Below are 22123 nucleotides of genomic sequence, written 5' to 3'. Positions count from 1 at the left end.
AAGCCCGGCAATGACGTCTGTCTGGAGCGCGATCAGTTGTCCAAGAAGCTCCGCAGCTTCCGCGACCGCGACGGGTGCTTCAGCTTGCGCAGCGCCTTCGCCTCGATCTGACGGATACGCTCTCTGGTCACTGAGAACTGCTGGCCGACTTCTTCCAGCGTGTGGTCGGTGTTCATGCCGATGCCGAAGCGCATGCGGAGCACGCGTTCTTCGCGCGGGGTGAGCGAGGCCAAGACGCGGGTGGTGGTTTCGCGCAGGTTCGACTGGATCGCGGCGTCGATCGGCAGGATGGCGTTCTTGTCCTCGATGAAGTCGCCGAGATGAGAGTCCTCCTCGTCGCCGACGGGCGTCTCGAGCGAGAGCGGCTCCTTGGCGATCTTGAGGACCTTGCGCACCTTCTCCAGGGGCATGCCGAGCTTTTCGGCGAGCTCCTCCGGGGTCGGCTCGCGGCCGATCTCATTCAGCATCTGGCGCGAGGTGCGGACGATCTTGTTGATCGTCTCGATCATGTGCACGGGGATGCGGATGGTGCGGGCCTGGTCGGCGATCGAGCGGGTGATCGCCTGCCGGATCCACCAGGTGGCGTAGGTCGAGAACTTGTAGCCGCGGCGGTACTCGAACTTGTCGACCGCCTTCATCAGGCCGATGTTGCCTTCCTGAATCAGGTCGAGGAACTGCAGGCCGCGGTTGGTGTACTTCTTGGCGATCGAGATCACGAGACGGAGGTTGGCTTCCACCATCTCCTTCTTGGCCTGACGGGCCTCGCGCTCGCCCTTCTGCACCGAGTGGACGATCTTGCGGAATTCGCCGATCTCCAGACCCGTGAGGGCGGCCAGCGACTGCACCTCCTGGCGCAAATCCTTGATGCGGTCCTTCTCGTAATGAACGAAGTTCTTCCAGCCCTTGGCCGACAGCTTGGAGACGCGGTTCAGCCAGCGCGGATCGAGCTCCGAGCCCTGGTAGTTGCGCAGGAAGTCCTCGCGCGCGACGCCGTGGGAGTCGGCGAGGCGCATCAGCCGGCTCTCGAACGAGACCAGCTTCTTGTTGATGTCGTAGAGCTGCTCGACGAGCGAGTCGATGCGGGCCTGGTTGAGGCGCAGCGACTTCACCTCGACGATGATCTCGTCCTTGAGCTTCTTGTACTTGCGCTCCTGCGAGGGCGACAGCGACTCGCTCTGCAGCTGGTTGGCGATGTCCTGCTCCTGCAGGCGGCGCAGCTTCTTGTACTCGGACGCGATCTTGTCGAAGGTCTCGACCACCTTCGGCTTCAGCTCGGCCTCGATGGCGGCGAGCGACATCTGGTTCTCGAACTCGTCGTCGTCCATGTCGGCTTCGGCCGCCGCCTCGCCGGGATCCTTCTCCTCGACAGGCGCGCCGTTGGGCGCGGCACGGAACGGGGTCGGCTGCTGCGGCGCGGCCGGCGGCGCGACCGCCGCCTGGATCTCGCCGCCATCGGCGGCCTCACCCTCGCCATTGGCGGGGGCCGCGATCTGCGGGTTCATGCCGCCCTTGGACTCGGGGCCGGCATAGGTCGCTTCGAGATCGATGATGTCGCGAAGGAAGATCTTGCCTTCGTTGAGCTCGTCGCGCCAGATGATGATGGCCTGGAACGTCAGCGGACTCTCGCAGAGGCCCGCGATCATCGCCTCGCGGCCGGCCTCGATGCGCTTGGCGATCGCGATCTCGCCCTCGCGCGAGAGCAGTTCGACGGTGCCCATCTCGCGCAGATACATGCGCACGGGATCGTCGGTGCGCTCGCCGGGCTCGGACTTCTTGACCTCGGTGACGGCCTTCTGGGTGATCTCGACGAGCTCGTTGTCGGTCTCGTCGTCGCCGTCGTCCTTCTCCTCGGACTCGTCGGCCTCTTCGGCCTCGGTGACGTTGATCCCCATGTCGGACAGCATCGACATGATGTCTTCGATCTGTTCCGGCGAGGTGGTGTCGGAAGGCAGCACTTCGTTCAGCTGATCAAAGGTCACGAAGCCGCGCTTCTTGGCCTGCTTGATCATCTTCTTGACGGCAGCGTCCGACAGGTCGAGCAACGGCGAGGGCGCGTCGGCAGAGTCCTTTTCGGGAGCATCCGCGGCCTTGTCGTCCTTTTCCTTGTCCTTCACCTGCAGCGTCTTTGCCTTCGTGGCCATTCATTGCTCCCGAAACGCGCCCGCTCCGCCTGTGGCATCTTCGCCCTTGGCATCGCGGCGCCCGCCTGCTCTACTCAAACTGTTTTCGACGCGGAAAGGGCGGCGCACATTTGAAGTCGCCACCCCCTATCTCTGTCGCTGGTGTCGTCCCGTTCTGGACCGGCGCGCGTTTCTTGCAAAAGCGATACCGGTTTTGCAATCGCATGCGGCGCGTAAACTTTATGACGCGGCGTCCGACGGCCAACCGACCCCTCACTTGCACAAAATGCCCTGGACCTCTTAAACTTCGATTAACCCTGTTTTTGCAGCCAAACCATGGATTTGGCGAGTCTTTTCGCATGGCCCGGAACCCGCTCGCGCGGACCGGACCGGAATGTGCTCCTCGACGCGAGCGCGCTGCGCGCCAGCTCTACACGTTGCGGTTGGTGCGTCCGGACAGCTCCCCGAAGCCCTCGACCAGCGCCTCGGTGCCGTCGATCTCGGCCATCCTGGCCTTCACGTCCCTCAACCAGCCCATATTCGGCTCGCTCGGCTCCTCGCCCAGCGCCAGCTCGGCATCCTTCAATTCCCTAAGTAATGAGTGCCATTGCCGATGCAAGGTAACGAGCTGATGCCATGTCGCAAGAACGTCATCGCGCGCCGCGCCGGGCCGCGCCGCCCACACCGCAGCGGTCGTGATCGCCCGCTCAACCCGTTGAAGAAGCTCTGAAAAACCGGAGTTCTCCAGATCGGCGCGCATCTTCTCGGCCTGCTCGTCCGGGTCCGGCGAATGGTGATGATCATGGGCGAAGGCGGCGATGATCGCAGCCCGCAGCTTGTGCGCCTCGGGATGGGCAAGCTCCAGCGCGGCGACCTCCTCGAGATGGTCGTGCAGCAGCCAGGGATGGTTAATCAGGCATTGGAGGATCAGCGCCTCGCGGCGCGAGATCGCCGAGCGCTGGCCGCGCATGATCGGGCTCATGGCGAGCTGCGGGCTCGCCGCCATATAGGGGCCGCGGGCCATCGCAGGGCCTGTGGATGGCGCTCCGCCGCGCCGGCCCTTGCCGCCGCCCCCTGTGGATAACCGGCCCGGCTGTCCGGAACCGGGACTGCGGACGCCGAAACGGCGTCCTGATTCGGCACCATAGCCGCGGCCGAAGCCCCGTCCGCCCTCGGGGGCGAACGCCCGGTACAGCCGCTCGGTGAGGTCCTGCTTGTAGTAGCGGCGCACCACCTCGTCGCGGATGCTGTTGGTGAGCTCGCCGATACGCGCCTCCAGCGCGGCGCGGCGCTCCGGCGTGGTGAAACTGCCGCCTTCGATCTCCCGCGACCAGATCACCTCGGCGAGCGGCTTGGCCACCGCCAGCACCTCCTCGACCGCGCCACGGCCGCCGGTGCGGACGAGGTCGTCGGGGTCCTGGCCCTCCGGCAGCAGCGCGAAGCGCAGGCTCTTGCCGGGCTGCAGATGCGGCAGCGCGAGGTCGGCGGCACGATAGGCGGCCTTCTGGCCGGCGCGGTCGCCGTCGAAGCACAGGATCGGCTCGTCGACCATTTTCCAGATCAGCGCCAATTGGCTCTCGGTCAGCGCGGTGCCGAGCGGCGCCACGGCGCCGGCAAAGCCGGCCGCCACCAGCGCGATGACGTCGACATAGCCCTCGACCACGATCATCGGCGCGCCATTATGCGCGGCCTGGCGGGCGCTCTGCAGGTTGTAGAGATTGTCGCCCTTGTGAAAGAGCGGCGTCTCCGGCGAGTTCAGATATTTCGCCGGCACGTCCTTCTGCAGCGCGCGGCCACCGAAGGCGATGACGCGGCCGCGGAGATCGGCGATCGGGAACATCACGCGGTCGCGGAAGCGGTCATAGGGCACCGGGATGTCGTCGCCGCCGACCAGCAGCCCGGCTTCGACCATGTCGTTCACCGGCACGCCCTGGGCGCCGAGAAATTCCTTCAGGCCGAAGCGGTCCGGCGGCGCATAGCCGAGGCGGAACTGCAGCTGTGTCTGGGGCAGGATCGCGCGATCGGCGAGATAGCCTCGCGCCCGCGCGCCGTGGCGCGAGGCCAGGGTGTCGGTGAAGAACTTCGCCGCCAGCTCCATCACGTCATACAGCGTCTTGCGCTGCCGCTCCTGGCGCGCGGCGTCCGGCGTCACCGCCGGCAGCGGCAGGCCGGCGAGCGAGGCGAGCCGCTCGACGGCCTCGGGGAACGAGCAGCCCTCGGTCTCCATCACGAAGTCGAAGATGTTGCCGTGCTTGCCGGAGGAGAAGTCGTGGTAGAAGCCCTTCTGGTCGTTGACGTAGAAGGACGGCGTCTTCTCCTGCTGGAACGGCGACAGCCCCTTCCACTCGCGCCCGGCCTTTTTGAGCTTCACGCGCTTGCCGACGACATCCGAGACCGGAAGCCGGGCGCGCAGCTCATCGAGAAATTGCGGCGTGAAGCGGGCCATCAGCGGGGTGATCGTCCTGTGCCAAACGGGTAGGCTTATATGGGCGAGCCCGGCCTGTCCGGCAATCGCTGCCTTGGTCCGGGCTTATCCGCCCTATGCACAGGCTCACGGCGCCAGAAAGCGGCCCGAGGCGATGCGGGCGGCCGCGTCGACCGGCCAATTATAGACATAGGTCCAGGCCTCGCGGGCGGTGCCGTCGGCGAGCGTGACCTCGAGGCGCTGCCGCAGATATTCGGTCGGCGGCGCAAAGCCCTCGCCGCAGGCCTCGTACATGTCGAATTCGCTCAGCATCGGCGCGGGCTGGCGCAGCCGGAACAGCTCGCCATGGACGAGATCGGCCGCATCATCCGACAGCACCAGGCCGGGATAATGCTGGATGCGGTAGAGCCGGCCGCGGCAGCTGGCTTCACCGACGAAATCGGCATTGGCGGCGAGCAGCCGCGCCATCGGATGGTCGAAGCCGCGCATGAGCGTGCCGTAGACGAAGAGCAGGTCGGAGGTCATTGCCCCTGCATAGCCCCGCGCGCCGCACGAGGCCAGCGCCGCGTCGGTCGCGCCGCCCCCGGGCTCACGCCGCGCCGCGGGCCGCCACGATCTCGTCGCTGACGACCTGGAATTTGGTCAGGATCATGCGCCCGAACGAGGTCGACAGCGCGACGTCGGCGGCGTCGCGTCCGGTCGCCATCAGGATGCGTCCGATCCGCGGGATGTTGTGGCGGGCGTCGAACGTATACCAGCGGCCGGAGAGATAGACTTCGAACCAGCCCGAGAAATCCATCGGCGCGGGGTCCGGCGGCACGCCGATATCGCCGAGATAGCCGGTGCAATAGCGCGCCGGGATGCCCATGCAGCGGCAGAAGGTCAGCGCCAGATGCGCAAAATCGCGGCACACGCCGGCGCGCTGCTGATAGACGTCATGCGCCGATTTCATCGCATGCGCGTGCTCATAGCCGAACGTGACGTGACGGTGCACGAAGTCGCAGATCGCCTGCACGCGCGCCCACCCGGCCGGCGCGCTGCCGAACAGCGACCAGGCGATGTCGGTGAGCTTGTCGGTCTCGCAATAGCGGCTCGGCATCAGATAGAGCAGCAACTCGTCGGGCAGCTCCTCGATCGGCAGTTGCTGGGCGGCGGGATCGGTTTCATCCGGCTTTCCGCTGTCGCGGACGATGGCACTGCCGTGGAAGGTGACGCCGCCGGCGGGCGCCACCAGCCGCCCGCACAGATTGCCGAAGCTGTCATTATAGAACTTGATCGGCACATTGGGCTCGGTCGTGATGGTCTCGGTGCCGACAATGTCCGGAAAGCGCGACGGGTGGATCGACAGCATGATGACCATCGGCGTGGCCGCGGGGGCCGAATAGACAATCTCGAATCCGACCTTGATCAACATCACAGCCTCTCGCCTTCTCCGCGCAGCATGGCGCGCTGGCCCAACGATCGCGGTGGACGGCATGACCAGCGCGAGATTCGGTCTTGTGGTCGATCGCCGGGATCGGCATCGTTCCCGGTCATTATCGTGATTTGCAGCAGCCGCGTCTCCATTTGTTTGTGCTCAATCGGAGATAGGTCTGCTGCTTCATGAAGCAACGAGTGGCCGTATGAGCGTTTCGAGCATGATCGACCTTCCTCTACTCCTTCAGCCGGACGAAGTTCCCCCGGTGCTTGAGCAGAATGCCGGCGGCACGTCGGCCTTCCTGTTCACCTGCGACCATTACGGCCGGCTGCTGCCGCGCGCGCTCGGCGATCTCGGCCTTGATGCGAGCGAGCTGGAGCGGCACATCGCCTGGGACATCGGCATCGCCGGGGTGGCGGAAGCCGTGTCGCGCGCGCTGGATGCGCATCTGGTGGCGCAACGCTATTCGCGCCTGGTGATCGACTGCAACCGCTCGCCCGGCGCACCGAACGCGATTCCGATGATCAGCGAGCGGACCACGATTCCGGGCAATGAGGGCCTGACGCATGAGGACGCCGCGTTGCGGCGGCGCGCGATCTTCGATCCCTATCACGACCGCATCACCGCCGTGCTCGATGCCCGCAAGGCCGCCGGGCGGCCGACCGTGCTGGTCGCCCTGCACAGCTTCACGCCGGTCTATGCCGGCATTGCGCGGCCCTGGCACATCGGCACGCTGTATCAGCACGACCGCGTGCTGCCGCCGCTGCTCTTGAAGGCGCTGCGCGCCGAGCCGGATCTCGTGGTCGGCGACAACCAGCCTTACGCGGTCGGCAACGGCACCGACTACACCATTCCCGTCCATGGCGAGGGCCGCGGCCTGATCACATCCGGCATCGAGATCCGGCAGAACGAGATTGCCGACCCCGAGGGGCAGCAGCGTTGGGCCGAGCGGCTGATCCGCATCCTCGGCGACATCGAAGCCGAGCTGCGCAACAAGGGCCTCGTGTAACCCTACTCCGTCATGTCCGAGGCATCATGGTGTGACAGCAGGCCTGCCAGCCGCCACAGCGCCGTCCGGAGATCGTCATGGCTCGGCAGGCCGAGCGCCAGCCGCACCGCATTGGGTGAATGGCCATGCGCCACCGCAAAGGCACTCGCCGGGGTGATGGCGATGCCGGCCCGCGCCGCCGCCGCGGTCAGGGCCTCGGCGCGCCAGCCCTCCGGCAGATGCAGCCAGACATGATAGGAGCGCGGATCTGCGTCGATCCGAAGCCCCGCGAGGCACTCGGCGACGATCGCCTGCCGCACCAACGCATCGGCGCGCTTGCGCCGCGTGATCTCGGCCGCCGTGCCATCGGCGAGCAGCCCCATGCCGGCCGCCAGCGCCAGCGACGTGACCGACCAGGCCCCGGTGCGCACCGTCGCGGCGAATTTCTCACGCATCGCTGACGGCACGTAGAGGAAGCCGACCGCGATGCCCGGCGCGAGGCGCTTGGCCAAGCTGTCGACGATGACGACGCGCTCCTCCGCCTGCGCCGCCAGAGACACCTGATCGCTGAGGAAACCGTAGACGAGATCCTCGATGATCATCAGTTCGTGCTTGCGCACGAGCCGCACGATCTCGTCACGCCTGGCTTCGCTCATGGTGAGCCCGAGCGGGTTCTGCATCACCGGCTGGATGTAGATCGCGTTCAGCGCGCTTGCGCGATGCGCCTTGGTCAGCGCATCCGGACGAATGCCTTCGCTGTCCATCGCGAGCGGCACCAGGGTGACGCCGAGCCGCGCCGCGATGCCCTTGATCATCGGATAGGTGACCGCCTCGACGCCGAGGCGGCCGCCGACCGGCACCAGCGTCGAAATCGCCGCCGCCAGCGACTGCCGGCCGCTGCCGGCGAAGACGAAGTTCTCCGGGCGTGGACGCCAGCGCTCGCTCGCAAAGAAGGCAGCCGCGGTGCGCCCGGCCTCGACCAGCCGCCGCTGCGTGGTCGGCGCCAGCACCGGCGCGAGCTTCTCCGGCCGCAACCAGGCCGCCAGCGACTTGGCAATCAGCGCCGCCTGGTCGGGCAGCGTCGGAAAATTGAACTCGAGATCAATGCGCCCGTCGAACGGCTCGAGCCGCAAGGCGGGCAGCACCGGTGCCACCTCTCCGGCGACGAACGTGCCCCGCCCCACCTCGCCCACCACAAGCCCCCTGCGCAATAATTCGGCATAGACGCGGGCTGCCGTGGATGCGGCAATTCCCCGCTCATAGGCGAACTGGCGCTGCGGCGGCAGACGGTCGCCCGCCTTGAGCTTGCCGTTGGCGATGTCCTCGGCAATGTCGTCCACCAGGGTCGTATACGAAACATTCATGCTATATTGCACCGAGAGCAATGTTTCAATTGCACCGAGATATGTACTGCGCGATTGCTCTTCGAACAACGCAATTGAAGAGCAATAGGTGACACATGGCTTATTCCCTGGCGCAGCGTTGGGCAACTCCGCAAGTTGCCCACCGGAAGAGCAATTTGCTCCAGGTCCCGCAGCTGTGGCTGCAGCGCCTGTTCTGGCGGTCCGACCTCGCGATGCTGGACCTCGAGCAGATGCGCGACTGCGGCCTTGATCCGGCAATCGTGCGGGAAGAGGCTGACAAGCCGTTCTGGCGCGACTGATCACGATCGAGGAGAACACCGAATGCCGACGCTTCCGTTTCATCAGGTCGACGTGTTCTCCACGGCGCCGTTCAAGGGCAACCCGCTTGCCGTGATCGCCGAGGCCGACGGTCTCGACGACGCGGCGATGCAGGCGATTGCCAACTGGACCAATCTGTCCGAGACGACGTTCCTGTCGCGTGCCCAGAATCCGGGCGCTGATTATCGCGTGCGCATCTTCACGCCGCAGCGCGAGCTGCCATTTGCGGGCCATCCGACGCTCGGCTCATGCCATGTCTGGCTCGCGCTCGGTGGCCGGCCGCAGGGCGAGCATGTCGTGCAGGAGTGCGGCGCGGGCCTCGTGCGCATCAAGCGCGACGGCGCTCGTCTCGCCTTCACCGCGCCGCCGCTGCGCCGCTCCGGCGCGGTCGATGCCGAGCTCACAACCAAGATCGCAGCCGCGCTCGGCATCAAGCGAGAGGCGATGCGGGCCGTGCAATGGGCCGACAACGGGCCGGGCTGGATCGGCGTGCTCCTGGATTCGCGCCAGGACCTGCTGAACATCAAGTTCGACGTCCAGGCCCTGTCGCAACAGCCCATCGGCGTGGTCGCGCCGTGGGATCCCACGCGCGACGGCGGCGACGCGCAGTTCGAGGTCCGCGCCTTCATGTGGAGCGGAGCCGAGGACCCGGTCACGGGCAGCCTCAATGCAAGTCTGGCGCAATGGCTGATCGGCGCCGGAATTGCTCCGAAGCAATACATCGCCGCGCAAGGCACCGTGCTCGGCCGCGCCGGCCGTGTCCATGTCATCCAGGAGGGCGAGACGATCTGGATCGGCGGCGACGTCGCGCCGGTGGTGAAAGGGACGATCAGCCTGTAGGCCCGGCCTGGCGCGGACCGACCGACGGTGGTGCGGCCGTGAGCCATGCTTCCGCCGGCTGGCCGGCTCGCCTATACTTCGGCCGAACAGGCGTTCCTGCATGAACATCAAGGTCGATCCGGCGGCGGTCACGCCCGAGCAATTCTTTTCCTGGGTGACGACACAGGACGGGCGCTACGAGCTCGTCGATGGCGAAGTCGTGATGATGGCCGGCGCCGGCCGGCGCCACGATGCCATCGTCGTGAACCTGACGGCGGCGCTGCACGCACAAACCCGGAGCGGTCCGTGTCAGACCTTCACCGGCGGCACCTACGTGGTGATCACCCCGTCGACCCGCCGCATGCCGGACCTGGGCGTCGATTGCGGCAAGCCTGCCGAGGACTCGCTGGTGGCTGACCGGCCGGCGCTGCTGGTCGAGGTGCTGTCGCCGACCACAGGCGGCTTCGACGTCACCGTCAAACTGGCCGAGTATCAGGCGCTGCCGTGCCTCGACTACATCCTGTTCGTCGACACTGACAGCCCCAATGTCCACCTCTATTCGCGCGGTCCGGACAGCGCCTGGACGGACGCCGTACTGAAGGGGCTCGACGCAATCATCCGGCTCGACACGCTGAACGTCACGCTCCGCCTGCACGACGTCTATGCCGGCCTGGAATTCCGTCCACGACCACGCCTCGTCGAGTAATGGCCCGGGACGCCACGGCGAGAGACGAGCCGAGAACCGGATGCGGACCTATCGTGCCCGCGTCAGGGCCAGCCACACGCCACCGCCGATCATGAAGCCGCCGGAGATGCGGGAGACCAGCCGGGTGCGCCGCGCCGAGAACAGCTTTCGCGCACGACCGGCGAGCAACGCGTAGATCGCATCCGTGAGGCCGGCGACCACCATGAAGGTGACGCCGAGCAGCGCGACCTGCGGCACGTGATCGCGGCTCATGTCCATGAACTGCGGCAGGAAGGCCCCGAAGAACACCATGACCTTCGGGTTCGACAGCAGCACCAGCAGGCCCTGCAGGAAGAAGCCGCCGCGCGGCGGCGGGGGCGGCGCCTCGCCTTCGGCGATACCCTCGACCGGCGAGCGGATCAATTGGATGCCGAGCCAGACCAGATAGGCGGCGCCGATCAGGCGTACCCATTCGAACCAGTAGCCCATCGTCGCCATCAGTGTCGTCAGACCCATCGCGACGATGCCGATCGCGATCGCCAGCCCGGTCTGGACGCCGGCGATGTTGATCAGCGCGGCGCGGGTTCCATGACGCAGCCCGTTGGCGATCAGCAGCGTGACGACGGGTCCGGGCAGCAGCGCCAGCGCGATGCAGGCGGCGACGAAGGCGAGATAGACTTGCAGGGACATGAGACGCCTCGGTGCAGATGATGCGCTCACTAATGCACGGCATCTCTACGGAGGGAAGCGGTGTTCGGCTCACCACCGTGACCGCTTGACATGCAACCTTTTGGTTGCCTATGCTTCGCTGCATGGACGAGGTCTTCAAGGCGCTGGCGGACGCCTCGCGGCGTGCACTGCTCGACAGGCTCCATGCGCGCAACGGCCAGACCCTGACCGAGCTCTGCGACGGCCTCGCAATGACGCGGCAGGCCGTGACCAAGCATCTGGCGATTCTCGAGACCGCCAACCTGGTCACGACACTCCGGCACGGCCGCGAGAAGCTGCATTTCCTCAATCCAGTGCCGATCCACCAGATCGGCGAGCGCTGGATCAGGAAATTCGAGCGCGCCAAGCTGACCGCGCTCAGCGAATTGAAGAAGCGATTGGAGGATGGCGATGACTGATAAGAGCAAGAGCCGAGATCTCGACATCTCGCGCTTCTCGCCGGAGACCGTCTACACGATCTACATCGCGGCCCAACCGGACGAGGTCTGGCGCGCACTGACCTCGGCCAAGTTCAGCCGGCAGTATTTCTTCGGCTTCGCCGTCGAAGCGGACCTCAGGGCGGGCGGCGCCTTCATCGTGCGCGCCCCCGACGGCTCCGAGCACATCAGCGGCGAGGTGATCGTCTGCCAGCCGCCGCAGCGGCTGACCATCACCTGGGACGTCAACTGGCCCGGTCTTGTCGAGGCGCTCGGGCGCACGCTCGTCACCTATGAGATCGAACCGGCCGGCGACGCCGTGCGGCTCACGATGACCGAAGCGCATGATCGGCCGCTGTCGGACGACATCCTATCCGGCGGGCGCCAGGGCTGGCCAGCGATCCTGTCCGGCCTCAAGAGCGTGCTCGAGACCGGCAAACCGCTGGCGGTGAAGATGCCGCCGCCGGCGCGCATGCTCGCGGCGTTGAAGACGCTGGGCGTCAAGCTGCCCGGTTAATCGAGCCTTACGACACCGCCGCAATCTGGGGAATGCACGCCAGCACGCCACCGACCTGGACCGCGTTACTGAGCATGCCGACCCAGTGCAGCCAGCGCAGCCGGCGCACGGCTGCCGCATCACCGGAATCCCTCTCGCGGATATGTGCGTCCATCCGCAACAAAAGCCAGCGGCGCGAGAGCAGCGCGAAGGCGGCGATCGCGCCGATGCCCAGGCCGAGAACGGGACGGCCGTCCGCCAGGACAGCGATCGTGCCGATGCCGCCGGCGATCGCCAGCGCCACAAAGTAGGAATCGAACATGCCGCGCAGCAGCTGCGTGACCTGGACGATGTCGAGCCGCACCAGCAGGAAGGCCGGCGCGGCCAGCAGCAAATAGAACATCGGCAGCAGCAGGATGATCGTGGCAAACAGCGCGATGTTGTCCGGCACGCGGCCCCTCCTGATCCGAACGGCTCCGGCGCGGCCCTTCCCCCGGCTGGATCCAGACCATCATGCGCCGAGCCAGCCGCTCGGCGCAATCTCCCCTCAGGCTGGCGCGACGATGCGGCGATAGAGGTGCCAGGTCGCATGGCCCAGAACGGGCACGGTCACCAGCAGCCCGAGGAAATAAGGCAGCGCCGAGATGATCAGCAGCACGGTGATGATGGCGGCCCAGCCGATCATCGGTCCGGGACTGGCCACCACCGCCCGCACGCTGGTGATCATCGCGGTGACGAAATCGACGTCGCGATCGAGCAGGAGCGGAAACGACACCACGGTGAGCGAGAACAGCACCAGCGACAGCGCCGCGCCGTCGAGATTGCCGATCACGAGGAACAGCAGGCCCTCATTGGTCGTCAGCACCACCGTCATGAACTCCTTGATGCTGGAGAAAGAGGCATTGAGCCCGAGCAGCAGCGCGATCAGGAGGCGCACCTGGTACATCCAGATGACGAAGAAGAACAGCGTGACGAACGCCATCCACCCGATCTCGCCGCGCGAGGTGACGGTGCGCAGGATCGCTCCATAGGAGATCGGCTGACCAAGCTCGCGGCGGCGGCTGACCTCGTAGAGGCCGATGGCGACGAACGGGCCGATCAACGCAAAGCCCGCGGCCAAGGGATAAGCGAGATAGACCATGCCGAAGGCGGTGACACACAGCACGATGCTGATACCGCCAAGCACATAGATCAGGCCGAAAGCGAGGCCGAACAGCGGCTGCGCCTGAAAGTCGCGCAGGCCCTGCGTCAGGGCCTCGGCAATATCGGCCGTGGTGATGCGGCGCACCACGGGGTCTGTTCGTCCCGATACGGATGCGGTCATCGGCGGTCCCTCCTGACTGTTAGTCTTTGGCCTGATGCTAACAGTGAGAGGCCCGCGATTTCAATTTCAACTTGTGGGCAAGAGGACGATTGCGAGGTCTCAAAATGCCTCAGTGAGCGATACAATCTGCCGCGACATGGGCAGTCTGCCCCTCTCCCCGTTCTTCACGGGAGAGGTTGAGGTGAGGGACAGCCACGCCCAGTGATCGGTGTTGTTAGACCTGCCCCTCACCCGGATTGCATCTGACGATGCAATCCGACCTCTCCCCGCAGGCGGGAAGAGGTCAGAAAGCCGCGCCATCGCGCTCAATCCAACGAAAGCCCTACCCCCGCGCCCGCAGCTCGCGCCGCAGCACCTTGCCTGTCGCCGTCATCGGCAGGCTGTCGGTGAATTCCACGTGACGCGGATATTCATGCGCGGCGAGCTTCACCTTGACGAAGTCCTGGATCTCCCGCGACAGCGTGTCATTCGCAACGACCCCCGGCCGCAGCACGATCCACGCCTTGACCGCCTCGGTGCGCACCGGATCGGGAATGCCGACGACCGCGGCGAGCGCCACGGCGGGATGCTTGAGCAGCGTGTCCTCGATCTCCGCCGGGCCGATGCGATAGCCGGCCGAGGTGATGACGTCATCCTCGCGGCTCGCATACCAGAAATAGCCGTCGGCATCCTGGGTGCCAAGATCGCCGGTCAGCAGCACGTCGCCGGCGAACTTCTTCCGTGTTGCTTCGGGATTGCGCCAATATTCGATCATCGTGCAGGGATTGGGCTGGCGCACGCCGATGATGCCCCTCGTGCCGCGCGGCAGCTCCTCGCCCTTGTCGTTGACGATCAGAACGTCGAATCCCGGCGTGGCCTTGCCCATCGAGCCCGGCCGGATCGGAAACAGCTTTGCGTTGTTGCCGACGACGAGATTGCATTCGGTCTGACCATAGATCTCGTGGGCGTCGATGCCGAAGGTTGTGCGCACCCAGTCGAGCAGTTCGGCGCCGAGCGACTCGCCACCGGTCAGGATGCTGCGCAGCTTGACGCCGTCATGTTTGACATTGGCCTGGCGCATCAGCTTCAGCGCGGTCGGCGGCAGAAAGACGTTACGGATCGCATAGTCGGCCATCAACTGCATCGCGGCCTGCGGCACGAACTTCCTGGCGCGATAGCCCACCACCGGGACCGCGTGATACCAGGCCGGAAACAGCGCATCGAACAGTCCGCCGATCCAGGCCCAATCGGCCGGCGTCCACATCACGTCGCCGGGCTTCGGCAGGAAGCCATGCACCATCTCGACATTGGGCAGATGGCCGAGCAGCACGCGATGGGCGTGCAGTGCGCCCTTAGGATTTCCCGTTGTGCCCGAGGTGTAGATGATGATGGCCGGATCATCGCTCGACGTGGCCACGGTTGGGAAGCGATCGGAGGCCCGCTCGAGCGTCGGCCAGAATGGCCGGGCGCCGGCACCATCGCCGTCGATGACGTAGACCGTCTTCAGCTCCGGCAAGTGGTGGCGGATCGTTGCGAGCTTGGCGAGGCCGACAGCGTCGGTGACCACGACCTTGGCGCCGGAATTCTGCAGCCGGAATTGCAGCGCGTCCTCGCCGAACAAAGTGAACAACGGCACGGACACGAGGCCGGCACGGAACGCCGCGAGATGGACGATCGGCAGCTCCAGCGACTGCGAGAGAAACACCGCGACGCGATCGCCCTGGGCGAGGCCATCGGCCTTCAACACATTGGCGAAGCGGCAGGAGAAGTCGCGCAATTCATCGAACGAGACGCGGCGGGCGGTGCCGTCCTCCTCGACGACGATCAGCGCGAGGCGTCCCGAACCGTCCGCATGGCGATCGCAGGTCGCAACCGCAATGTTGAACTGCGCCGGGATCTCCCAGCGGAAGTCGCTATAGAGCAGGTCGTAGTCGGACGTTTCCTTGAGCATGGCGGAGGCGTTTCCCTCTCGGTTGTTAGTTCATCACTTGCACACCTGCTGACGGCGACGGCGTCCGTCGCTTGCGCGGTGCACCTCGCCCCGCCAGGGCGAAGCGAAGCTCGGCTAGGGCGGGGAGAGTTCGGATTGCATCATTAAATGCAATCCGGGTGAGGGGGGCTCTCCGCACGGCCGGTGCGCGTGGCTGCCCCTCACCCCAACCCTCTCCCCGCAAGAACGGGGAGAGGGAGCGCACCGGACGTGCCGACCGGCCGATGCGCACCACAAGCAGCGGTCAACCCGACAGCGCGGCCTTCACCAGCGCGCTGGCCTTTGCGAAATCCATCTGGCCGGTGTACTTGGCCTTCAGCACGGCGATCACCTTGCCCATGTCCTTCATGCCGGCGGCGCCGGTCTCAGAAACCGCGGCGGAAATGGCCGATTTCACCTCGTCCTCGCTCATCTGCTTCGGCAGATAGGCCGAGATGACTGCGATCTCCTCGCGCTCGCCGGCGGCGAGCTCGGCGCGGCCGCCCTTTTCATACAGCTCGACCGATTCCTGGCGCTGCTTGATCATCTTCTGCAGCACCGCGAGCACGTCGGCATCGGTGAGCGGCGGCTTGCCCTCACCGCGCGCGGCAATGTCGGCGTTCTTGAGCGTCGAATTCACCATGCGAAGGGTGGACAGCTTGCGCTCGTCCTTGGCCTTCATCGCCTCCTTCACCGCATTGTTGATGTCGTCGCGCAGCATGATCTCGCCCTTTCGAATTCGGTTGGCGGCGGGTCTAGGCGGTTCGTCCCCGCGAAACAACTCGGTTCCGCATCCGTTCCGGCCTTGCGGGCTGAAATCGGCCCATTTTCAGCGCAAATTGACCGAAATGGCGTGTGAATCGCCCGCTTCCCGCTTTGACGCCGAGCCCTCGCCCCTCTATGTAGGGGCCTCATGACACACATCGATACTGACGCCGCCTGGCCGGACCATAAACCGACCGCGCTCCTCGTGCTCGCCGATGGAACGGTGCTGGAAGGCTTCGGCCTCGGCGCCGAAGGCCACGCCGTGGGCGAGGTCTGCTTCAACACCGCAATGACCGGCTATGAGGAGATCCTGACCGATCCGTCCTATGCCGGCCAGCTCATCACCTTCACCTTCCCGCATATCGGCAATGTCGGCACCAACGACGAGGATATTGAGACGGTGAACATGGCGGCGACGCCGGGCGCCCGTGGGGTGATCCTGCGCACCGCGATCTCGGACCCGTCGAACTACCGCGCCACCCGGCATCTCGACCAGTGGCTACGTGCCCGCGGCATCATCGGCCTGTCGGGCATCGACACCCGCGCCTTGACCGCGCTGATCCGCTCCAAGGGCATGCCGAATGCGGTGATCGCCTATTCCAAGGATGGCCAATTCGATCTCGACGCGTTGAAGAAGGAGGCGCGGGAGTGGCCGGGGCTGGAAGGCATGGACCTCGTCCCGATGGTCACCTCGGCGCAGCGCTTCACCTGGGACGAGACCCCCTGGGTGTGGAACGAGGGCTTCGGCCAACAGACCAAGCCGGAATTCAACGTCGTCGCGATCGACTACGGCATCAAGCGCAACATCCTGCGCCTGCTCGCCGGCGTCGGCTGCAAGGTGACGGTGGTTCCGGCGACGACGTCGGCCGAGGACATCATGGCGATGAAGCCGGACGGCGTGTTCCTGTCGAACGGTCCCGGCGATCCGGCCGCGACCGGCAAATATGCCGTGCCTGTCATCCAGCAGGTGATCGCCTCGGGCACGCCGACCTTCGGCATCTGCCTCGGTCACCAGATGCTCGGCCTCGCCGTCGGCGCCAAGACCAAGAAGATGCACCAGGGCCATCACGGCGCCAACCATCCGGTCAAGGACGAGACCACGGGCAAGGTCGAGATCACCTCGATGAACCATGGTTTCGCGGTCGACCAGGATACCCTGCCGGCCGGTGCGACCCAGACGCACATCTCGCTGTTCGACGGCTCGAACTGCGGCATTGCGCTCGAGGGCAAGCCGGTGTTTTCGGTGCAGTACCATCCCGAAGCCTCGCCCGGCCCGCGCGACTCGCATTATCTGTTCCAGCGCTTTGCCGAACTGATGCGCGAGAACAAGCGCAGCGCGGCGTGACGCCGCCCAGTTGATTGCAAATGCCCGGGCTGGTCCCGGGCATTTTTTGAGCTGCGGACCAAGCCCGTTTTCGGCGAAGCTGGAGCGTTGACCCGGCTGTGGCGCCCGGACAGCTGATCAGGCGCAGTACAACCGGTACAGGGTCTGCAGGATTTCGCGAACCTCGTGGCTCGCCAGCCGGTAATAGATGGTCTGGCCGTCGCGGCGCGTCGCCACCAGATCGAGCGCGCGCATCTTGCCGAGATGCTGCGACAGGGCCGCCTGCCGCAGTCCGACCTGCTCGGCCAGATCGCCGACGGCGCGCTCGCCATCGATAAGGTTGCAAAGCACCATCAGCCGCTTGGGATTGGCCATGGCCGCGAGCAGGCCGGCCGCCTCCTCCGCCTTGTCCTCTAGCCCCGCCACCGAAGCGTCCCGCCGATTCCGCGCTGTCCGACTTGACATGATCGTTACTTCTCTATTTTCGTACATAAGCAATAATGCACATGATAGCCGATTGCAACGAACGATGCCTCGAGGAATCAGGAGCACATGACGACCGAATATACAGCCATTGCGGCGCTCGCTGGTGGCGCTCTCATCGGCGCGGCGGCGGTCATGATGATGGGCCTGACCGGGCGGATCGCGGGGGTGAGCGGGATTGCCGCAAGACTGCTGCCGCCCTGGGACGGCGCACTCGCCGGGCGCATCGCGTTCATCGCCGGGCTGATCGTCGCGACCCTGGTGGTTCGTCTCACGACCGGACGCCTGCCGCCGCTCACGCTGGACATCGGCCCCATCGCACTGATCGTCGCCGGGCTGCTGGTCGGCTTCGGCGCGGTCTGGGGCAATGGCTGCACCTCGGGCCACGGCGTCTGCGGCATCGCCAGCCTGTCGCCGCGCTCGATGGTCGCCACACTCGTCTTCATGGCCACGGCTGTCGCAACCACTTTTCTCGTTCGGCATGTGATGTGAGGCAGCCGATGATCATCGTGATCCAGTTCGTGGTCGGGCTCGTGTTCGGATTCGGACTGCTGCTGTCCGGCATGTCCAATCCGGAGAAGGTGCTGAACTTCCTCGACCTCGCCGCCATCCCTTCCGGCGGCTGGGACCCGAGCCTGCTACTCGTGATGGCCGGAGCCGTGGGGGTGACCTTCGCGGGCTTCCAGCTCGTCCGCCGGCGGCAGCGTCCGGTTCTTGGCGAGCGCTTTCACTTGCCACCGTCGCAAACCCTGGATTGGCGGATCGCGGCCGGACCGGCGATCTTCGGCATCGGCTGGGGGCTCGCCGGCATCTGTCCGGGTCCGGCCTTCGTGGCGCTCGGCTACGGCTCGCCCGCGATCCTGCTGTTCGTGATCGCCATGATGGTCGGAATGGCCGCGGCACGCAGGGTCGCGGACCGACAGCCATCACTCGCGTCTGCGCTGACAGAATGAACCAGAAACAGCTTGCGCCAGAGGGGCAAATGTCCAACGTTCCGCACGCGGTCGACCTGTCGGTGAAGCCCGACATCACGCCGTTCTTCGATCCGGCGACCAACACCGTCAGCTATGTGGTCAAAGATCCGAGCTCGGCGGCCTGCGCGGTGATCGATTCCGTCATGGACATCGATTATGCGTCCGGCCGGATCGCGCCGACCTCCGCTGACACCATCATTCGCCTGATCGCGGATCGCGGCTGGTCTCTGGAATGGCTGATCGAGACCCATGTCCACGCCGATCATCTGTCGGCGGCGCCCTACATCCAGTCCAGGCTGGGCGGCAGGATCGGCATCGGCGCAGGCATCCGGATCGTGCAGGAGACGTTCGGCAAGATCTTCAACGAAGGCACGGAATTTCAGCGTGACGGCAGCCAGTTCGATCGCCTGTTTCACGACGCCGACAGCTACCAGATCGGCGGCATGACCGCGTTCGCGATGCACACGCCGGGCCATACGCCGGCCTGCATGACCCATGTGATCGGCGACGCCGCCTTCGTCGGCGACACGCTGTTCATGCCCGATGGCGGATCGGCGCGGGCCGATTTTCCCGGCGGCGATGCCCGCACATTGTATCGCTCGATCCGCCGCGTCCTGCAGCTGCCGGAGACGACACGGCTGCTGATGTGCCACGATTACGGTCCCAACGGCCGCGATATTCGCTGGGAGACGACGGTGGCCGAGCAGCGCGCCCACAACATCCACGCGCGCGACGGCATCACCGAGGACCAGTTCGTCATGGCGCGGGAAGCGCGCGACCGCACCCTGGACATGCCACGGCTGATCATTCCCTCACTGCAGGTCAACATGAAGGCCGGGCAGCTGCCGTCTCCGGATGCCAGCGGCCGGCGCTTCCTGAAGGTCCCGCTCAACGCGCTCTGAGCGACGGCCGGCCGATCCACAAGCACAGACGATCGCGGACCGCGTGGCCACCCGCCGCGGCGCCCGGCCCGCAACGCCTCACGACAATCCGGAGCATCGCAGGATGAATTTGCCCGCCGCCGAGCTCGCGCTCGGCTCGCTCTCCGGCTCGCTGGTCGGATTCACGCTCGGCCTGATCGGCGGCGGCGGCTCCGTGCTGGCCGTGCCGCTGATGGTCTATCTGGTGGGCGTCGGCAATCCGCATGTCGCGATCGGCACCAGCGCGGTGGCCGTGGCCGTCAATGCGGCTGCCAACCTCGTCAATCACGCCCGCTCCGGTCACGTCAAATGGCCCTGCGCGCTGATCTTCGCGGCCGCAGGCATGGTCGGCGCGCTGGCCGGCTCGACGCTGGGCAAGATGGTCGACGGTCAGAAGCTGCTGTTGCTGTTCGCCCTGGTCATGATCGTCATCGGCCTGCTGATGCTGCGCAAGCGCGGCACTGACAGCCAATTGGACGTCAGACTGTCACGCCGCAATCTGCTGCCACTGCTGGCGTTCGGGCTGGGCACAGGAACACTGTCGGGCTTCTTCGGCATCGGCGGCGGCTTTCTGATCGTGCCGGCCCTGATGTTCGCAACGGGCATGCCGATCCTCTCGGCGATCGGGTCTTCGCTGGTCTCGGTCACAACCTTCGGCCTGACGACTGCTGCCAATTATGCGCTGTCGGGGCTGGTGGATTGGACCCTCGCGGGGATCTTCCTGGTCGCCGGCATCGCCGGTGGTCTTGCCGGCGCCAGGCTCGCGGCGCGCCTGTCCGCAACGCGCGGCACCTTGAACAAGGTGTTCGCGACGATGGTCTTTGCGGTGGCGGCCTACATGATCTATCGCAGCCTGCTCGCGATGAGCGGCTCTGGCCAGAGCTGAGAAACGCGCCACGTCGTCGCAGCGCGTCTCTCGGACCGTGCCAGGCGATCAGCTCAGGCGGCGTTGCTGCCTTCCTGGCGGCTGGCCTCGAACAGGAACCAAGTGCGGCGCTCGGTCTCGTCGATGAAATTCTCCAGCAGGCCCGCGGTCGCCGGATCGTCATTGTCGTCGCACAGTCCATGCGCCTTCCGCATCGCCGCGGCGATGTGCTTGTTGTCTTCCATCAACTCCCGCAGCATCTCGCGCGGCGGCACATACTCTTCGTTGTTGTCCTTGATCGTCTGCAGCTTGCTGATCTGGCTGATCGATTTCAGCGTGGTGCCACCGAGCTTGCGCACGCGTTCGGCGAGCTGGTCGGTGGTGGCGAAGATGGCGTCCGATTGCTCGTCCAGCATCTCGTGATAGTCATGAAAATGCCGTCCACTGACATGCCAATGAAAGTTCTTGGTCTTGAGGTAGAGCGCAAAGGCGTCGGCCAGCAGCGTGTTCAGCGCCGTGGAGATCTTGTTCACCGCATCCGGCGACAGATCGGTCGGCGTATCGAGTTCGGGGGCGGTCTTGTCGGTCTTTGCTTTACTCACGGCTTAACCTTCCTGTTAGAAGCAGCAATGGACACGGGTCAACGGACCCGTTAACGCTCGCTGACCCCTGCAGTTCCGTTCAAGGAACTGTGTTTGCCGGAACCCCGCCATGGACGATTGGATCGATTATTACGATTCCACGCACACGATCTATGCGAGCAAGCTCCACCGCGACCTGCATTTCCAGGTGATTGCACGCGATATCGTCGGCTACATCCCCTCGCCCGACGCCGTCGTACTGGATTATTCCTGCGGCGAGGCGCTGTCGGCCGCAAAGGTCGCCGAATCCTGCATGACGCTGATCCTGGCCGAGCCGGCGCCGGGCGTGCGGGGCCGGCTGATCGCGCGCTTTGCCCCGAACACCAAGATCCGCGTGCGCTCGCTCGACGAACTGCGCAACATGCAGGAGGGCTCGATCGACCTCGTCGTCATGAACTCGGTGGCGCAATATATGAGCGAGGCCGAGTTCGACGCTGCCCTGGCCGTGATCCGTCGGCTGCTGAAGCCCTCGGGCAAATTCGTGCTGGGCGACGTCCTGCGCCCGGACGTCGGCATGCTCCGCGACGTGCTGGCGCTGCTGATGTTCGCCGCGCGCAACGGTTTCCTGAAGGATGCGCTGGTGGGGCTGGTCGCAACGGCGCTGTCCGATTACCGGCAACTCCGCACCAAGGTCGGCCTGCAGCGCTACAGCGAGGCCGACATCCTGGCCCGGCTGAAGAACGCCGGCCTCAGCGCCGTCCGGGCGCCTAAGAATATCGGCTACAACCCCTGGCGCATGACGTTCGAGGCCAGACCAGCCCCTGGCCGGGCCTGACCTGGCGGCGCCGGCGGCGATCGGCCGGGGACACAGCCAAGTTCGGCAATGCAGTTAGGGTTAACTGTAACACGGGCTGGCTCACGGGCCCGTGAGAGGTAAGATCGCGTTCGGCCCGGTGGCGGAAGCTACGACGCGAAGAGCGGTGCAACGCTCTTGAACCTGGTTCAAGTCCAGGCCGGGCCTCCAGATCTCGCAGCCGTCATCCTGCCCTCTGCCCAGAGCCCGTTTTGGCCCCGCCCCGCCAAATTGGCCGTTGATTTCGACCCAAAACCCTTTTCGGTCAGCGGAAACTGGTCTAAAGACCGCTCGCGCGCGAGCACAGGT

Annotated in this window: 24 protein-coding genes and 1 tRNA gene; 13 read left to right on the top strand and 12 right to left on the bottom strand. The window is 65.7% G+C overall.

Going from position 1 to position 22123, the window contains the following annotated elements:
* Positions 1–32 precede the first annotated feature (32 nt).
* From rpoD to HL671_RS08545, 4 genes are all read right to left on the bottom strand, one after another.
* On the bottom strand, positions 33–2141 hold the full coding sequence (gene rpoD, locus HL671_RS08560; protein WP_012046601.1) for an RNA polymerase sigma factor RpoD: 2109 nt from the start codon (positions 2139–2141) through the stop codon (positions 33–35).
* A 409-nt stretch (positions 2142–2550) separates the two neighbouring features.
* Complete coding sequence (gene dnaG / locus HL671_RS08555; RefSeq protein ID WP_012046602.1) at positions 2551–4566, bottom strand: DNA primase; 2016 nt, start codon at positions 4564–4566, stop codon at positions 2551–2553.
* Positions 4567–4671: 105 nt separating this feature from the next.
* Positions 4672–5070 (bottom strand): gamma-glutamylcyclotransferase family protein, encoded by a 399-nt coding sequence (locus HL671_RS08550; protein WP_172236121.1) that lies wholly within the window; start codon positions 5068–5070, stop codon positions 4672–4674.
* Between the two features lie 64 nt (positions 5071–5134).
* On the bottom strand, positions 5135–5959 hold the full coding sequence (locus tag HL671_RS08545) for a transglutaminase-like domain-containing protein (RefSeq protein ID WP_172236120.1): 825 nt from the start codon (positions 5957–5959) through the stop codon (positions 5135–5137).
* A gap of 208 nt (positions 5960–6167) precedes the next feature.
* Here HL671_RS08545 and HL671_RS08540 point away from each other — a divergent pair, with 208 nt between their 5' ends.
* Positions 6168–6971: an N-formylglutamate amidohydrolase gene (locus HL671_RS08540; RefSeq protein ID WP_012046605.1), complete on the top strand. Its 804-nt coding sequence runs from the start codon at positions 6168–6170 to the stop codon at positions 6969–6971.
* 2 nt (positions 6972–6973) lie between these two features.
* Here the strand turns inward: HL671_RS08540 and HL671_RS08535 are convergent, their stop codons facing one another.
* Positions 6974–8383, bottom strand: coding sequence for an aminotransferase-like domain-containing protein (locus HL671_RS08535; RefSeq protein WP_012046606.1), 1410 nt, complete (start codon positions 8381–8383; stop codon positions 6974–6976).
* A gap of 86 nt (positions 8384–8469) precedes the next feature.
* On the opposite strand from HL671_RS08535, the gene HL671_RS08530 reads away from it, so the two are divergent.
* The 3 genes from HL671_RS08530 (at position 8470) to HL671_RS08520 (ending at position 10157) form a co-directional block, all read left to right on the top strand.
* Complete coding sequence (locus tag HL671_RS08530) at positions 8470–8613, top strand: DUF1127 domain-containing protein (RefSeq protein ID WP_012046607.1); 144 nt, start codon at positions 8470–8472, stop codon at positions 8611–8613.
* A 22-nt stretch (positions 8614–8635) separates the two neighbouring features.
* Positions 8636–9472 carry a PhzF family phenazine biosynthesis protein gene (locus tag HL671_RS08525; RefSeq protein ID WP_012046608.1) on the top strand — a complete coding sequence of 279 codons (837 nt, stop codon included), beginning with the start codon at positions 8636–8638 and terminating at the stop codon, positions 9470–9472.
* 100 nt (positions 9473–9572) lie between these two features.
* Entirely contained in the window at positions 9573–10157 is a 585-nt protein-coding gene (locus tag HL671_RS08520) for a Uma2 family endonuclease (RefSeq protein WP_172236119.1), read from the top strand.
* A 48-nt stretch (positions 10158–10205) separates the two neighbouring features.
* Here the strand turns inward: HL671_RS08520 and HL671_RS08515 are convergent, their stop codons facing one another.
* Positions 10206–10826: a LysE family translocator gene (locus tag HL671_RS08515; protein ID WP_012046610.1), complete on the bottom strand. Its 621-nt coding sequence runs from the start codon at positions 10824–10826 to the stop codon at positions 10206–10208.
* A 122-nt stretch (positions 10827–10948) separates the two neighbouring features.
* Between HL671_RS08515 and HL671_RS08510 the strand changes: the two genes are divergently transcribed.
* On the top strand, positions 10949–11263 hold the full coding sequence (locus HL671_RS08510; protein WP_012046611.1) for an ArsR/SmtB family transcription factor: 315 nt from the start codon (positions 10949–10951) through the stop codon (positions 11261–11263).
* A complete protein-coding gene (locus tag HL671_RS08505) occupies positions 11250–11798 on the top strand; it encodes an SRPBCC family protein (RefSeq protein ID WP_012046612.1) in 549 nt (182 codons plus the stop codon). The genes HL671_RS08510 and HL671_RS08505 overlap by 14 nt, the downstream gene beginning before the upstream one ends.
* A gap of 7 nt (positions 11799–11805) precedes the next feature.
* Here the strand turns inward: HL671_RS08505 and HL671_RS08500 are convergent, their stop codons facing one another.
* The 4 genes from HL671_RS08500 to HL671_RS08485 all read right to left on the bottom strand — a co-directional run bounded on the left by HL671_RS08500 (position 11806) and on the right by HL671_RS08485 (position 15770).
* Complete coding sequence (locus HL671_RS08500) at positions 11806–12228, bottom strand: hypothetical protein (RefSeq protein WP_012046613.1); 423 nt, start codon at positions 12226–12228, stop codon at positions 11806–11808.
* Between the two features lie 96 nt (positions 12229–12324).
* The gene (locus HL671_RS08495; RefSeq protein ID WP_041751025.1) at positions 12325–13101 is read right to left on the bottom strand and encodes a DUF2189 domain-containing protein; all 777 of its coding nucleotides are present in this window, start codon (positions 13099–13101) and stop codon (positions 12325–12327) included.
* A gap of 322 nt (positions 13102–13423) precedes the next feature.
* Positions 13424–15031 (bottom strand): acyl-CoA synthetase, encoded by a 1608-nt coding sequence (locus tag HL671_RS08490; RefSeq protein WP_172236118.1) that lies wholly within the window; start codon positions 15029–15031, stop codon positions 13424–13426.
* Between the two features lie 283 nt (positions 15032–15314).
* Positions 15315–15770 carry a GatB/YqeY domain-containing protein gene (locus tag HL671_RS08485; protein ID WP_172236117.1) on the bottom strand — a complete coding sequence of 152 codons (456 nt, stop codon included), beginning with the start codon at positions 15768–15770 and terminating at the stop codon, positions 15315–15317.
* A gap of 192 nt (positions 15771–15962) precedes the next feature.
* On the opposite strand from HL671_RS08485, the gene carA reads away from it, so the two are divergent.
* The gene (carA, locus tag HL671_RS08480) at positions 15963–17159 is read left to right on the top strand and encodes a glutamine-hydrolyzing carbamoyl-phosphate synthase small subunit (protein WP_012046617.1); all 1197 of its coding nucleotides are present in this window, start codon (positions 15963–15965) and stop codon (positions 17157–17159) included.
* 117 nt (positions 17160–17276) lie between these two features.
* Here the strand turns inward: carA and HL671_RS08475 are convergent, their stop codons facing one another.
* The gene (locus tag HL671_RS08475) at positions 17277–17603 is read right to left on the bottom strand and encodes an ArsR/SmtB family transcription factor (protein WP_012046618.1); all 327 of its coding nucleotides are present in this window, start codon (positions 17601–17603) and stop codon (positions 17277–17279) included.
* Positions 17604–17654: 51 nt separating this feature from the next.
* On the opposite strand from HL671_RS08475, the gene HL671_RS08470 reads away from it, so the two are divergent.
* From HL671_RS08470 to HL671_RS08455, 4 genes are all read left to right on the top strand, one after another.
* A complete protein-coding gene (locus HL671_RS08470) occupies positions 17655–18113 on the top strand; it encodes a YeeE/YedE family protein (protein WP_335341769.1) in 459 nt (152 codons plus the stop codon).
* 8 nt (positions 18114–18121) lie between these two features.
* On the top strand, positions 18122–18574 hold the full coding sequence (locus tag HL671_RS08465) for a DUF6691 family protein (protein WP_012046620.1): 453 nt from the start codon (positions 18122–18124) through the stop codon (positions 18572–18574).
* A gap of 29 nt (positions 18575–18603) precedes the next feature.
* Positions 18604–19497, top strand: coding sequence for an MBL fold metallo-hydrolase (locus HL671_RS08460; protein ID WP_172236116.1), 894 nt, complete (start codon positions 18604–18606; stop codon positions 19495–19497).
* A 103-nt stretch (positions 19498–19600) separates the two neighbouring features.
* A complete protein-coding gene (locus tag HL671_RS08455) occupies positions 19601–20401 on the top strand; it encodes a sulfite exporter TauE/SafE family protein (protein WP_172236115.1) in 801 nt (266 codons plus the stop codon).
* A gap of 53 nt (positions 20402–20454) precedes the next feature.
* Here HL671_RS08455 and HL671_RS08450 read toward each other — a convergent pair whose 3' ends face one another.
* Positions 20455–20982, bottom strand: coding sequence for a Dps family protein (locus tag HL671_RS08450; RefSeq protein WP_012046623.1), 528 nt, complete (start codon positions 20980–20982; stop codon positions 20455–20457).
* A 109-nt stretch (positions 20983–21091) separates the two neighbouring features.
* On the opposite strand from HL671_RS08450, the gene HL671_RS08445 reads away from it, so the two are divergent.
* Positions 21092–21796, top strand: a complete 705-nt coding sequence (locus HL671_RS08445; RefSeq protein ID WP_172236114.1) for a class I SAM-dependent methyltransferase — start codon at positions 21092–21094, stop codon at positions 21794–21796.
* A gap of 112 nt (positions 21797–21908) precedes the next feature.
* A tRNA-OTHER gene (locus HL671_RS08440) sits at positions 21909–21985 on the top strand.
* Positions 21986–22123: the final 138 nt, after the last annotated feature.

The organism is Bradyrhizobium denitrificans, assembly GCF_013179005.1.
Lineage (GTDB): Bacteria > Pseudomonadota > Alphaproteobacteria > Rhizobiales > Xanthobacteraceae > Bradyrhizobium > Bradyrhizobium denitrificans.
This window is presented reverse-complemented; position numbering and strand designations above follow the sequence as displayed.

Excerpts from the sequence above, each read along its gene's own strand:
- rpoD (WP_012046601.1), bottom strand. The coding sequence starts at position 2,141 with ATGGCCACGAAGGCAAAGACGCTGCAGGTGAAGGACAAGGAAAAGGAC.
- dnaG (WP_012046602.1), bottom strand. The coding sequence starts at position 4,566 with ATGGCCCGCTTCACGCCGCAATTTCTCGATGAGCTGCGCGCCCGGCTT.
- HL671_RS08550 (WP_172236121.1), bottom strand. The coding sequence starts at position 5,070 with ATGACCTCCGACCTGCTCTTCGTCTACGGCACGCTCATGCGCGGCTTC.
- HL671_RS08545 (WP_172236120.1), bottom strand. The coding sequence starts at position 5,959 with ATGTTGATCAAGGTCGGATTCGAGATTGTCTATTCGGCCCCCGCGGCC.
- HL671_RS08540 (WP_012046605.1), top strand. The coding sequence starts at position 6,168 with ATGAGCGTTTCGAGCATGATCGACCTTCCTCTACTCCTTCAGCCGGAC.
- HL671_RS08525 (WP_012046608.1), top strand. The coding sequence starts at position 8,636 with ATGCCGACGCTTCCGTTTCATCAGGTCGACGTGTTCTCCACGGCGCCG.
- HL671_RS08520 (WP_172236119.1), top strand. The coding sequence starts at position 9,573 with ATGAACATCAAGGTCGATCCGGCGGCGGTCACGCCCGAGCAATTCTTT.
- HL671_RS08515 (WP_012046610.1), bottom strand. The coding sequence starts at position 10,826 with ATGTCCCTGCAAGTCTATCTCGCCTTCGTCGCCGCCTGCATCGCGCTG.
- HL671_RS08510 (WP_012046611.1), top strand. The coding sequence starts at position 10,949 with ATGGACGAGGTCTTCAAGGCGCTGGCGGACGCCTCGCGGCGTGCACTG.
- HL671_RS08505 (WP_012046612.1), top strand. The coding sequence starts at position 11,250 with ATGGCGATGACTGATAAGAGCAAGAGCCGAGATCTCGACATCTCGCGC.
- HL671_RS08495 (WP_041751025.1), bottom strand. The coding sequence starts at position 13,101 with ATGACCGCATCCGTATCGGGACGAACAGACCCCGTGGTGCGCCGCATC.
- HL671_RS08490 (WP_172236118.1), bottom strand. The coding sequence starts at position 15,031 with ATGCTCAAGGAAACGTCCGACTACGACCTGCTCTATAGCGACTTCCGC.
- HL671_RS08485 (WP_172236117.1), bottom strand. The coding sequence starts at position 15,770 with ATGCTGCGCGACGACATCAACAATGCGGTGAAGGAGGCGATGAAGGCC.
- carA (WP_012046617.1), top strand. The coding sequence starts at position 15,963 with ATGACACACATCGATACTGACGCCGCCTGGCCGGACCATAAACCGACC.
- HL671_RS08475 (WP_012046618.1), bottom strand. The coding sequence starts at position 17,603 with ATGTCAAGTCGGACAGCGCGGAATCGGCGGGACGCTTCGGTGGCGGGG.
- HL671_RS08465 (WP_012046620.1), top strand. The coding sequence starts at position 18,122 with ATGATCATCGTGATCCAGTTCGTGGTCGGGCTCGTGTTCGGATTCGGA.
- HL671_RS08460 (WP_172236116.1), top strand. The coding sequence starts at position 18,604 with ATGTCCAACGTTCCGCACGCGGTCGACCTGTCGGTGAAGCCCGACATC.
- HL671_RS08455 (WP_172236115.1), top strand. The coding sequence starts at position 19,601 with ATGAATTTGCCCGCCGCCGAGCTCGCGCTCGGCTCGCTCTCCGGCTCG.
- HL671_RS08445 (WP_172236114.1), top strand. The coding sequence starts at position 21,092 with ATGGACGATTGGATCGATTATTACGATTCCACGCACACGATCTATGCG.